The sequence below is a fragment of the Marinobacter sp. LQ44 genome (assembly GCF_001447155.2).
GTDB lineage: Bacteria > Pseudomonadota > Gammaproteobacteria > Pseudomonadales > Oleiphilaceae > Marinobacter.
Map to the genome: position 1 here is coordinate 1,668,673 of NZ_CP014754.1, position 12,423 is coordinate 1,681,095.

The window sequence follows — 12,423 nt, forward strand, 5'->3', positions numbered from 1 at the left end:
TTTCTGGATCAATCGGTTATCGGTGGTTCCGCCTGCAGGGTGTCTGCCGGTACCCGGTCTGCCCCCCAGCTGCGGTACACTCCGTCAATTACGCGACCAAGCTCATCATCGTTCACTTCGGCAGGCTCGCCGCGCTCCAGCGGATCATAATGGAAGATGTACAAACGCGAAGTGAACTGTTCAAACGGCAGTGAAGATTCACCGAAACGTTCACCGAAGCCAGAGGTACTGACCTGCACACCGTCGCCCCAGTTCTGGCCGCTGTCGTTGTTTGGGTTGAAGAAATACACCCGCATCTCACCGTCCGGGTCCAGGGCGACCCGGAGAACGGTAATCGCATGCCAGCCAATGAAGCGGGCAGCACTGTCGGTAACCGCGATACCGGCCGGCTGCGGGTGTATCAGTGGCTGGTTGCCGTTGTAATACGGGTGGTAGCTGGCATAGAAGTGGCGGATAAAGCCTTCCAGGTCGGTCAGGTTGCCGGTGGCCACGTCCACATTGATGGCAAACCCTCTGCCGGCGGACCAGCCATGAAACTCGGGGTTGACCCATTTGTGTGGATCGCCCTCGCGGTCGGCACACAGCCGACCCATTTCAGCGTAGATCCGGTCCAGATGCGGCACCACAATCAGGGAGACAGGATCGAGGTCTAAGGTCACTTCTGCGGCCAGTCCGCCGGCACTGCGTGCCGAAGACACTGGGCGCCCCTCGAAATGCATGACAATTTCATCGTCTCGGGCGGCCCAGGTAACCATTTGCAGAAGGTAATCAGGATCGTTGTAGGCCCACATAGACAAGGCCCGGGCAGACTGACAGGTAGGGTTATTACCCTGTCCTACCCCCATCGGCTGGCCCAGCATGTTCAATACGCCCTGAATCAGCCAGGCTAAAGGGTTGGGCTGATAGCCGTAAGCAAACTGCAAACGCTCAATCGCTCGCGGGCACAGCGTCAGACGCACCTGGCGCCATAATGCCGGTGCCACCGGGGGCTGATAGAGTATCCCCCGCTCAAGCAACAAGGCCAGGCCATAGAGGCCCTGGGCAGTTTCTGGGAACAGGGATTCCTGGATCAGCGTGTGCACCAGATCCCGGTAACACAACAGACAGTCGCGCCCCGTACTGGACAGCCCCAACGCCTCGCTCAGCAGGGAATCCTTGCCCTCCAGAACATGGCGGATAAAAACGGCGTGGTAGGGAGAAACCAATCCCGTATCGTGCATTGAACGGGCAAACCCGGTCGCTTCGTTCTGCAAGGCAGCTCCATCCATGGAATCCAGACGCTGCTGGTAGATCGCAATGCCTGGGTCTTCGCCACAGGCCCGCGTTGGCCCGTACAAGCTGGAAATCAGTCGGTCTGCCCCTCGGCCGGCCGTACCGAGATCAACCGTCGGATCGGCCCGGCAAATGGCAATCTGGGTAATCATCCTTCGCACATCACTGACACGGATCGGCCGCTGCTCCAGTATGCGCCAGATTTCCTCAATCAGGCTGTCGATCACGTGCTCGTAACCGATGTGCCGGGCCACATACTGGACCAGTTCCTGTGCAATGATCGCCAGTTTGCCTTGCTCTCGCTCGGCTTCGCCGGTCATGCCGAACAGCAACCCCAGGTTAATGGCCAGCACCTGGGTCAGGTAATGATGCGCCTGCTCAGCTGACACGCTGGGGTGTTGGTATTCGCCGCGCGCCACAGCCAACAGGCGCAGCTCACTCAGCGCCTCGATCACCACGGTATCGGCGTTCGGACTTTGCAAGGAGTAGACGGTCAGGGAGGGCAGGAGAATGGATGGGTCGGCCCAATCGGTGCCCACAAAAACACCTGCCTCTTCCAATGATCGGGCACGAGCTCCGATTTCCTCACAACCACCGGGCTGGAGCAAGATTCGTCGGGCAAGATCAAACACTTTCGGGAGCTTGCCGGCCTTTGCAAAGGGCCGGCTCTCCGCCAGAGCTACAATGGATTCATCCAGTTTGTGCACCAGCTTGTCAATACTGACCGTTGGCGCCTGGCCGGCCGGTTGGTGATCGCTCAAACGAGTTTCCTCAGGGCCTGCATCAAACCCTTTCTGTTAATGCATACCTGGATTATACATAGAAATCGAGCTCTTCCTGATGTTTGAGAAGATCCCGAAGAACATAGGGATCCTCCCCGAAGAAATACACCAAGCCCCAATGAGTACCAAACGCTGTCCTCTTGGTTACGGTTTCCTCCACTGGCGGCGTCAGTTCATGGGATTCAAAGTAATCGTGGTTTTCGGTCTCTTCCGGGATCTCCAGACGACTGACCACACGACGGCGCGGGTACACCCCAAAACAGCCGGCATAGCCCTTGGCGTCTACCACCTCTTTCGGGAAGAAAGACTTGATTTCCTCTTCGGTGGTTTTCGGATCAAACGCCAGGATCAGGCCCTGATAGGCATTGAAGCCGTAAGCACGCTCAAGCAACTCAAACACCTTGAAGCCCGGCGGACGATACGCTACCTCACCGAAATACATGGTGCCGTCGCTGGTGACAAAATACTCGGGATGAACAAAGCCGAAATCGATATCAAAGGTTTTGATCAGCTTCTCAATTTCCGAGGTGATCTGTGCCCGGTATTTTTCCAAGTCCGGAGTGGCCGGAACGAAGACGGAATAACCGAGGGTGACGTATTCGGAAATATTGAGGAAACAGATCTTGCCATTATGGATCCAGGCCTCCACCGCAAACTCCCAGCCGTCCAGGTGGGATTCCATTAACACCGGAAATTCTTCATCAGGAATCGTGTCCACTTCATCCGGTGTGCGGATAACCCGATGGCCCAGGCAGCCGGCCTTGTCGAAGGCCTTGAGGTGGATCGGGTCGTTGGGATCGCCGTCCAGTTTCAGAAGGGTCTGGTTGACTCGTTTCAGGAAACGGACCACATCCTCCCGATCGTGGGCCTCCTCAAAGATACCAACACGAATGCCACCAAGCTGGGCCCGACGTTTCATCAGGGCCTTGTCGCGCAGCAGCATGGCCTGCCCGAAGAGCCGAGGATTCGCCATCAATACCGAGTTGATAGCACCGGCCCATTCTACCGTTTCCTCAAACAGGGGGATGGCAACATCCACCCCCATGTCTTTGAGCGTCTGGGCGATCTCAAACGAGCGATCGTTGAGGCGTTCGAAGTTCCAGGGGACATACGGAATATTGTGTTCCGTGCAATAGGCTTCTGCCCAATCCGGCGCCACCACCACGTAGCGGCGATCGAATTTGTCGGCCGCTTCCACAGCATTCAGGCTCCAGCCAAGCAAGGCAACGTACCCTTTGTCGGGATTGTAGTTCTGTTCAGTCACAGCGCTTCTCCTCGTCAGGGTTGTCCTTCTACACTGAACCGATTGACTGCAAACTGCAACTTTTTGGACCCTTGCTGCCTGAACGAAAAACGGGCACTGGCTTATCGCACAGTGCCCGCAGAGCCACGAACCAATTTAGCAGAAGTGCCGGCTCAGCCCAGTTTCAGGGTAGACAGGGTTCGCTCCCGTACCCGATTGAGCAGTTGCTCGTCGTTCACCAGAGATTGTCCGTAGGAGGGGACCAGTTCCTTCATTCGTTCCAGCCACTGCTGCGACTTCATGTTCTCCGGGAAACACCGCTCAAGTACATTCAGCATGGCGTTGGCCGCTGTTGATGCACCAGGGGAAGCACCCAGCAGTGCCGCCAGCGTGCCATCTTTGGCAGCCACAATCTCAGTACCGAACTCAAGCTTGCCTCCGCCTTCCGGGGTTTGCTTGATGATTTGCACCCGCTGGCCCGCCATCTGCAGCCGCCAGTCTTCTTCGCGGGCATCCGGGAAGAAGTTACGCAGCGACTCTACCCGGTCGGTGTGAGACTGGAACACTTCACCAATCAGATAACGGGTCAGATCCATGTTGCTCTTGCTGACCGACAGCATTGGCCGCAGGTTAGTGGCGCGCACAGAACCGAACAGGTCAAACACCGAGCCCTGCTTCAGGAAACGGGTGGTAAAGCCTGCAAAGGGCCCGAACAGCAGTGCCGGCTCGCCGTTAATGATTCGGGTGTCCAGATGTGGCACCGACATAGGCGGTGCACCGATCGGCGCCTTGCCGTATACCTTGGAGTTGTGCGCTTGCACGATATCCGGCTTCTGGCACACCAGCCACTGACCACTCACCGGGAAGCCGCCGTAACCGCGCGCTTCATCAATGCCGGATTTTTGTAACAGCGGCAGGGCACCGCCACCGGCCCCCAGGAACACGAAACCGGCCTCCAGCTTGGTCAGCTCACCGGTTTTCTGGTTCTTCACCCGCAGCTTCCAGCGGCCATTGTCCCGCTGGTCGATGTAATGCACCGGGCTGCTGAGCATCAACTCAAAGTTGGGCTGGGTTTCCAGCCACGCGACCATGCTACGGGTCAGGGAACCGAAATCCACATCAGAGCCATGCTTGATGCGGGTTGCAGCCACACGTTGCATCGGGTCGCGATGTTTGACCACCAGCGGCATCCACTCGGCCAGGTCGTTCGGGCTCTCGGTGTATTCCATCTCCCGGAACAGGTGATGGGCTTTCAGGCGCTCGAACCGGCGCTTGAGGAAAGCGACGTCTTTCTCACCCCAGACAAAGCTCTGGTGTGGCGTGCGGTTAATAAACGTAGAAGGCTCTGGCAGAATGCCCTGCTCTACCAGGTACGACCAGAACTGCAGCGACACCTCAAACTGCGCATTGATTTGCAGAGCTCTGGCAATTTCAACGTCGCCATCGTCGGTTTCGGGGGTGTAGTTGAGTTCACAGTAGCCGGCGTGGCCGGTACCTGCGTTATTCCATCCGTCTGTGCTTTCATGGGCAACGTGGTCTAAACGCTCCACCATGACGATATCCAGTGACGGGTCCAGCTGCCTGAGCATCATGCCGAGGGTTGCGCTCATGACGCCCCCACCGACCAGCACTACGTCTGCCTGTCTAACGGCCATTGGTTTTCACCCTAGCTAGTGTTGAGCCTGTTGCCACTCCACGATCAGCGAAAGCGGCCTGTCGGAAGCCAGCGGGGCGCGAGGTAGACGGCGCTGCTGTGTGCCTCCGGTCTGAAATTGGGCGCATTATCCCGATTTTTGCCGGAATAATAAATTGCGATTGTCAATCGATGTGTGTCGGACTAACTATTATGGTTTGCCACGATTTTCGCGCGTTTTGTTAACAATATCAGCGCCACTTTAGTCTGATACCCTTTTCCTGATAGTGCGGATCAGTGCCGGAATCAAAAAGTTCGTCTCCGTCGGGGCTGACTTGAAACCTTGACTTGAGGTATCTTGTGCGCCACCTACTCCGCCGGCCGCCCAGTGCGGAGTTACACCACATTCTGATTGAGGTCTGTTCTATGTTGATTGCAATCGGTGCCATTCTTGCCGGTCTTGTCTTGCTGGTCTGGAGCGCTGACAAATTTGTTGAGGGCGCGGCAGCCACCGCCAAGCATCTGGGCATGCCGTCACTGCTGATTGGCATGGTGATTATCGGCTTCGGCACCTCGGCACCGGAGCTGGCAGTATCCGCCATGGCTGCCGCAGATGGCAATCCCGGGCTGGCACTGGGCAACGGCTACGGCTCCAACATTACCAATATTGCCCTGATCGTCGGTCTGACAGCACTCATTGCCCCCATCGCCATGCACTCCCAGGTTATTCGCAAGGAGCTGCCGCTTCTGGTGGTGTTAACCCTGATCGCCGGGGCGCAATTAATTGATGGTGAATTAACAAGATTGGATGGCTGGGTGTTGCTGGGAGTCTTCGCCGCCGTGATGGGATGGTCGATTTATCAGGGCATCAAAAACAAAGACGACCCGCTGGGCAGCGCGGCCGATGCCGAACTCATCGAACACCCAATGCCCATGAAAAGTGCCGTGATCTGGCTAATTATCGGTTTAATTCTTTTGATTGTCAGCTCCCGCCTGCTGGTCTGGGGTGCGGTCACCATTGCCCAGAGCCTTGGCGTTAGTGACCTGATTATCGGCTTGACCATCGTGGCTATCGGCACGTCGCTACCGGAACTGGCCTCGGCCATTGCCGCCGTTCGCAAAAACGAGCATGACCTGATTCTGGGCAACATCCTTGGCTCGGGTATTTTCAACACCCTGGCCGTGGTTGGCCTGGCTGCTGCGATTCAGCCGTTGTCTGTGGGTCCGGAAGTGTTGTATCGGGACTGGACCCTGATGCTTGCGCTGACTGTTGGCTTGCTGCTAATGGGCTTCGGCCTGACCGGCTGGCGCAAGCTGGTCTCGAGAGTGGATGGCGCGTTGCTGGTCACAGTGTATCTCGCTTACACCGGCTACCTTTTCTACACCGTCGTTGCCGCCAGCACGGGCGGTTAATCGGCAGAGAGCCCCCTCTATTCAGGCTCTCCGTCACCCAGCAGTTGTTCAAGGCTCTGGCGCACCTCCGCCATAATCTGCGCCAGGTCTTCCTTGCTTTTACCCGCCGTATCAATCGGCGAGCCAACCCGGACATCGACCGGCTGGCCGAGATTGATCTGAACGCTCCGGGCCGGCAAAACCTGGTGAATGCCACGAATGGCCACCGGTACAATGACCGCCTCGGTATCCAGTGCCAGGTGAAAACAGCCTTTCTTGAACGGCAACAGTGTGCCATCGGAGGAGCGGGTGCCCTCTGGAGCCGCCCAGAGCACAATACCGTTTTCCATCATCTGCTTTGCCCGCTCCAGGTCCCGGACGGCGCGGATACGATTAGACCGGTCGATCGAGGGAAACTCTGCTGCCGCCATCGCCTGCCCCAGCAGGGGAATCCGGAACAGTTCCTTTTTGGCAAGCATCCGGATGGAGCCAGGCAAAGACACAAAACTCACCGGAATATCATAGTGGCTGGCATGGGTACTCATAATGATGTAGCGACGCCCGTCATTGAAGTCCGGAACCTCGCCCCGCACCGTCAGGCTTGCCCGAACCAGCTTCAGCAGCGCGGCAGACCACTCCCGGCAGTATTTGTCGACAATCGGCCGATTCAAACGACCAAACAACGCCCTCAGTAGCACCAGCAAGGAGTAGATGGCGGTAAGCCCGACCGAGCCCAATACAACAGCGGCTCGTCTTAGCAGCGTCGCAGACTCCGTCAGGGGGCTCAAGTTCAATCGTTTCATGCACACATCCTTCCGCTATGAGCCGGGCCACGATGGGACCGATGTAACTGGACCGAATTATAGCGGTTCGACCGCCCTCTGAATAACGGCCAAACGTATTGCTCAACTCTTGACCATAGACTATAAGTAATAAAGTTATAACCTGCCCATACGGGCAGTACACCGTCCAACGACAATCCCAACAAGGAGACGGAACATGAAACAGCAGCAAGCCCTTGCACGGGGGCCCAACGATCCTGGGTTGGAAAACCCGACACGCCGAAACCTTCTGGTGGGTAGTGCCGGTGCCATGGCGGCGGTCAGCCTGCTGGGTATAACGCCCCTGGCCAAAGCCAGTGAGCCGAAATCACTCCCCGACTACGCCGCCTGGAAGGATCGCACTGCGCTGATCGTTCACAGTGCCAACACCATGGAAACCGAGAGGGGTGCCATTGGCAATGGTGTGATCACCGCCAGCGACCGGTTGTTTGTGCGCAACAACCTTCCAGCGCCACCCTCATCCATCACCGACAATGCCGATGCCTGGGAGGTTCGCATTGAGGGTGTTCGTAATCCGCGCACCCTCACCGTAGGCGAACTCAAAACCATGGGCGTCACCACAGTAGCCTCCGTACTCCAGTGTTCCGGCAACGGGCGCGCCTTCTTCCCGCACGGCGCAGGCGGAACACAGTGGAAAACCGGCGCGGCGGGTTGCGTGATGTGGACCGGCGCTCCCCTGAAAAACGTGGTTGAAGAGCTTGGCGGTATGGCCGATGGTGTCCGATACATCACCGGCACAGGCGGCGAATCCCTGCCCGATGGCCTGGACCCCAAGAGCATCATGGTGGAACGTTCGGTGCCCACAAGGGCCCTGGACACTGCACTTCTGGCCTGGGAAATGAATGATACGCCGCTGACGCACACTCATGGCGGGCCATTACGGCTGGTGGTACCCGGGTATTACGGCGTGAACAATGTGAAGTATGTGAAGAACATTGCCTTCACCGAAAACCAGACCGACGCCAAGATCCAGGCCTCAGGCTACCGGGTTCGGGAGGTTGGCAAACCCGGTTCTCCGGATCAGCCCTCCATGTGGGAGATGAACGTCAAATCCTGGGTGACCGCCCCCCTGGCAACAGGCCGCAGCGGTCGCAACATGATTTACGGCGTGGCGTTCGGCGGTGTGACCGCACTGGAAAAGGTTGAAGTGTCTTTAGACGGCGGCAAAAGTTGGAAACAGGCCCGATTCCTGGGGCCTGATCTGGGCCCTTATGCCTGGAGACCATTTGTCATGGCCACTGAACTGAAACCGGGGGAGCACCGCATTGTCAGCCGAGCCACCGATGCCGAAGGCAACAGCCAGCCCGAGGGCCGAGTTGATAATGAACGTGGCTATGGCCATAACGGCTGGAGTGACCACGGAGTAACGGTCACCGTCAGTTGAACCATGACAGGGCGAGTGGTGGAGCCCCACTCGCCTTGGCTAAAACGGAAACAACAAGATGCGAAAAATTGCAGTACTCGCAGCCCTGGCCGGACTGAGCCCCTGGGCAATGGCCGACAATACAGACCTGGGCAAGGAAGTCTTCACTCAGACAGCACAACCCTCCTGCACCATCTGCCATGCTCTCGCCGATGCTGGCTCGTCCGGTGCCATCGGTCCTGACCTGGACGAACTGAGACCAAGCCGAGAACAGATCGTCAATGCGGTGGTAGGCGGAGTCGGTGTTATGCCGGCATTCGAAGATTCACTGTCTTCCGAACAGATTGAGGCTCTGGCCGACTACATCCTGTCGGTTACGTCTGACCAGTAAACTCATAGGGGCCTTAGCCCCCTTGAGTTTCAACCCTGTTCCTCAAACACCATGGCAATGGAGTTCAGACAATACCGCTGACCGGTGGGCGCCGGACCGTCCGGGAACACGTGCCCGAGATGACTGTCGCAGCGGGGGCAGCGGATCTCGGTGCGACTCATACCCAGGCTATGATCTTCAAGGTACCGGATATGCTCCGGGTCGAATGGCTGAAAGAAGCTTGGCCAGCCGGTTCCGGAATCGAATTTGGCGTCCGAGCTGAACAACGGGAGATCACACAGCCGGCACAGATAAACCCCGGCTTTCTTGTTGTCCAGCAAAGTGCCACAGAACGGATGCTCGGTACCATGATCCAGCAGTACCCGTTTCTCCTCAGCAGTCAATCCCGCTGCTTTATCGTCCACCTCTGCTTTGCTCAGGGGGGTCAGGTCATAGCCTTTTGCCGATACCGTCATTAGGGAACTCCTCAGGCCAGGTCAGGATCATCGTCACTGAATTCGGGTTTCAAATGGTCTGGCCAAGTGCTGACCAGCTTGGCCATCTTGGGTGCTGCCACCGCCAGAATGTAGGGCTGCCTGGGATTACGAGCTGCAAAATTCTGATGGTATGCCTCCGCAGGGTAGAACGCGGTGAGCGGCTCCAGTCGGGTAACAATCGGATCGGAATACACGCCGGCGGCATCAAGCTGGCGAATGTAGGCCTCGGCCACCTGCCTCTGATCATCCGTTTCGTAGAACACCGCTGAGCGATACTGGCTCCCAATGTCGTTACCCTGACGGTTCAGTTGGGTGGGGTCGTGAACCACCGAAAAGAACACTCTCAGCAACTCACCAAAGCTGACCTTCGCCGGGTCGTAGCGAACATCCACCACCTCCGCATGGCCAGTGGTCCCACTGCAGACAGCCTCATAGTTGGCCGCTTCGGCCGCACCGCCGGCGTATCCGGATTCCACACGAATGACACCGTCAATCGCCACCAAAACCGCTTCAACACACCAGAAGCAACCTCCAGCCAGAACCACCCGGGATTCACCCGCGGGCTCGTGCAGGTCTTTCTCAGGTGCCGGAAACCGGCTACGAGGCACGGTCAGTCCTGGAATGTTGCATGCATCACTCATCAGATTGCTCCAGTGGGTTCAGTTTATTCGATTGTGGCGGTTCTGGTTCGGAATTCCAAACGGGGAGTTCACGATTTTATACGTACGGGTGTTACAAAAAGACCGCTCCGATTAGCGCACTGGCAGGTGCCAGCAGCCATACCGGCACCCGAAGGATGACCAGTGCCAGCCAGAACACCAGTGCCAGGGCGAAATAGCCGGCGCCGTGAATGGCCGACGTCCAGACCGGGTCGTACAACGCTGCAAGGAGCAAGCCCACCACCCCGGCGTTGACGCCCGCCAGTGCCGCTCGTGCTTTCTCGTGCTCACGCAACCACTGCCACAACGGTAGACCGGCGAACACCAACAGGGTTCCAGGCAGAAACACCGCAACCACTGCAATCAGAACGCCCGCGATGCCGCCCTCGGCACCCCCGAGAAACGCAGAGAAACTGAACAGCGGCCCCGGAACCGCCTGCGCGACACCATAGCCAGCCAGGAAGGTATCGGCCGACATATTACCGGAGACCACAAACCCCTCCTGGAGCCATGGCAACACCACGTGACCGCCGCCAAACACCAGGGCGCCGGCGCGATAAAGCTCCGCGCCAATCCAGGCCAGGGATCCCGTTACCTGGGGAACAAAGGAGAGTGCCAGCAACACCAAAAACAGCAGGGCAAACATTCCCGGCTTTCGCGATTGCAGAGGCACCTGCAAGGATTCTTGTTTATTTGCCGAGGGCAAGCCCAATGCCGTTCCCGCAACGGCCGCCAACGCCAGAACCAGTACCTGCATCCACACGGCACCGGCCAGCAGCAGAACAGCCGCCACCAGCATGGCGATCACCATGCGTGGCCGGTCCGGGCACAGCGACTGCCCCATCTGCCAGACGGCTTGTGCCACCACCGCCACCACAAAAAGCTTCAGGCCGCTGACCCAGCCACCCTCGCCCAGGTCCGGCCAGAGCGTGAGCCCAAAGGCAAACAGCGCCATGACCAATACCGAGGGCAAAGTAAAACCCACCCAGGCCGCCAGCGCGCCACCATAATGCCCCCACAGGAAACCGATGGTCAGCCCCACCTGGCTGGACGCGGGGCCCGGTAACAGCTGGCAAAGGGCCACCACCTCACCGTAAGCGCTGTCTGACAGCCACTTACGTCGCTTGACAAACTCATCATGAAAATACGCCAGGTGAGCCGCCGGGCCACCAAAAGACGTCAGCCCCAGCCGCAGAAAGATCAGGAATACCTGCCAACTGCCTATTCGTACCGGCTTGTCGGATTCAGTCATTACTCGTTGTCTCTCCTGGATGTGGGTGGATCAGTAAAACATGAACATTGTGTCTATCCGGTTGCACTACCCCGCTGACCATCCATAATGAGTGAAGGAATCAAACATAAGATTCCGCTCGGCATCAGGACGATTCACATGACCGCAAGGGTTCGCGCACCAGAAGATCAGAACGAACTTCTCCAGTACCGACTCAGCCTTAGGCTTGGCCCGGTGCATGCCCGCCAGCGACTGGGCATCGAACAGGAAGCCGAGGCCCGCGTGTTCGGGCGCGATCGTCGCTCGTTCCACCTTGAGAACGTCGCCAACGCACCAAGGCTGATTCAGTTTTGCCTGCAAGCCGTTGGTTTGTTTGGCCGGGCCCAGGACAACAGCCGCAAGCTGACCACTGCCCGGAACACCTTTACCCTGCCCGATTTACCGGAGGCATTCGAGGGGTTTCGCATCCTGCACCTGACCGACCTTCACGTTGACATGGATGAACAAAACCTGAACGCAGTGATCGATCAGATCACGCCTCTGGACTATGACCTGTGTGTGCTCACCGGCGATTACCGGAAGCTCACCTGGGGGCCGATTGACGCAGCCCTTGAGGGCATGGCCCGCCTGCGCCAGGCTATCCGGGGCGATACCTACGCGGTACTGGGCAACCACGACAGCGTACGCATGGTACCTGCCCTTGAAGACATGGGCTATCGGCTGCTGATGAACGAAATGGCACCCATTGCCCGTGGAGCAAGCAAGCTCTACCTGTCCGGAGTGGACGATGCCCATTACTACAAGGTTCACAACCTGCACCGGGCCGGCGATGATATTCCCCCCGGCGGCATCAGCCTGCTGCTAAGCCACACGCCCGAGATCTGGCGGGAAGCTGCCCATGCCGGATACGACGTGTTTCTGTGCGGACACACCCACGGCGGGCAACTTTGCCTGCCCGGGGGCATTCCGGTCACCCTCGACTCCGACTGCCCTCGCCGGCTTGGCCGCGGTTTCTGGCAGGTTAACGGCATGCAAGGCTATACCTCGCCAGGCGCTGGTACGTCTGTTCTGAATGTCCGCCTGAACTGCCCACCGGAGGTTACCTTGCACACCTTGTCCCGGGGGCCCGAATAGCTTCC

11 protein-coding genes are annotated in these 12,423 nt (G+C 58.1%); 4 read left to right on the forward strand and 7 right to left on the reverse strand.

The features are described 5' to 3' along the window. Nucleotides 1–8 precede the first annotated feature (8 nt). From ASQ50_RS07840 to mqo, 3 genes are all read right to left on the reverse strand, one after another. Nucleotides 9–2,033: a hypothetical protein gene (locus ASQ50_RS07840; protein WP_058092525.1), complete on the reverse strand. Its 2,025-nt coding sequence runs from the start codon at nucleotides 2,031–2,033 to the stop codon at nucleotides 9–11. Between the two features lie 52 nt (nucleotides 2,034–2,085). After that, nucleotides 2,086–3,318: an ATP-grasp domain-containing protein gene (locus ASQ50_RS07845; RefSeq protein WP_058092524.1), complete on the reverse strand. Its 1,233-nt coding sequence runs from the start codon at nucleotides 3,316–3,318 to the stop codon at nucleotides 2,086–2,088. A 152-nt stretch (nucleotides 3,319–3,470) separates the two neighbouring features. Continuing rightward, the gene (gene mqo, locus ASQ50_RS07850; RefSeq protein WP_058092523.1) at nucleotides 3,471–4,952 is read right to left on the reverse strand and encodes a malate dehydrogenase (quinone); all 1,482 of its coding nucleotides are present in this window, start codon (nucleotides 4,950–4,952) and stop codon (nucleotides 3,471–3,473) included. Between the two features lie 404 nt (nucleotides 4,953–5,356). Here mqo and ASQ50_RS07855 point away from each other — a divergent pair, with 404 nt between their 5' ends. Next, the gene (locus ASQ50_RS07855; RefSeq protein WP_197492725.1) at nucleotides 5,357–6,343 is read left to right on the forward strand and encodes a calcium/sodium antiporter; all 987 of its coding nucleotides are present in this window, start codon (nucleotides 5,357–5,359) and stop codon (nucleotides 6,341–6,343) included. Nucleotides 6,344–6,360: 17 nt separating this feature from the next. On the opposite strand, the gene ASQ50_RS07860 is transcribed toward ASQ50_RS07855, so the two are convergent. After that, the gene (locus ASQ50_RS07860) at nucleotides 6,361–7,125 is read right to left on the reverse strand and encodes a lysophospholipid acyltransferase family protein (RefSeq protein ID WP_058092522.1); all 765 of its coding nucleotides are present in this window, start codon (nucleotides 7,123–7,125) and stop codon (nucleotides 6,361–6,363) included. A 196-nt stretch (nucleotides 7,126–7,321) separates the two neighbouring features. Here ASQ50_RS07860 and ASQ50_RS07865 point away from each other — a divergent pair, with 196 nt between their 5' ends. Then, nucleotides 7,322–8,548 carry a sulfite oxidase gene (locus ASQ50_RS07865; protein WP_058092521.1) on the forward strand — a complete coding sequence of 409 codons (1,227 nt, stop codon included), beginning with the start codon at nucleotides 7,322–7,324 and terminating at the stop codon, nucleotides 8,546–8,548. Between the two features lie 58 nt (nucleotides 8,549–8,606). Then, complete coding sequence (locus tag ASQ50_RS07870) at nucleotides 8,607–8,918, forward strand: c-type cytochrome (protein WP_058092520.1); 312 nt, start codon at nucleotides 8,607–8,609, stop codon at nucleotides 8,916–8,918. Between the two features lie 29 nt (nucleotides 8,919–8,947). Here the strand turns inward: ASQ50_RS07870 and msrB are convergent, their stop codons facing one another. From msrB to chrA, 3 genes are all read right to left on the reverse strand, one after another. After that, nucleotides 8,948–9,373 (reverse strand): peptide-methionine (R)-S-oxide reductase MsrB, encoded by a 426-nt coding sequence (gene msrB / locus ASQ50_RS07875; protein ID WP_058092519.1) that lies wholly within the window; start codon nucleotides 9,371–9,373, stop codon nucleotides 8,948–8,950. An 11-nt stretch (nucleotides 9,374–9,384) separates the two neighbouring features. Next, on the reverse strand, nucleotides 9,385–10,035 hold the full coding sequence (gene msrA, locus ASQ50_RS07880; protein WP_058092518.1) for a peptide-methionine (S)-S-oxide reductase MsrA: 651 nt from the start codon (nucleotides 10,033–10,035) through the stop codon (nucleotides 9,385–9,387). Nucleotides 10,036–10,126: 91 nt separating this feature from the next. Continuing rightward, nucleotides 10,127–11,305, reverse strand: coding sequence for a chromate efflux transporter (gene chrA, locus ASQ50_RS07885; protein WP_058092517.1), 1,179 nt, complete (start codon nucleotides 11,303–11,305; stop codon nucleotides 10,127–10,129). 138 nt (nucleotides 11,306–11,443) lie between these two features. Here chrA and ASQ50_RS07890 point away from each other — a divergent pair, with 138 nt between their 5' ends. Continuing rightward, on the forward strand, nucleotides 11,444–12,418 hold the full coding sequence (locus ASQ50_RS07890; RefSeq protein ID WP_058092516.1) for a metallophosphoesterase: 975 nt from the start codon (nucleotides 11,444–11,446) through the stop codon (nucleotides 12,416–12,418). Nucleotides 12,419–12,423: the final 5 nt, after the last annotated feature.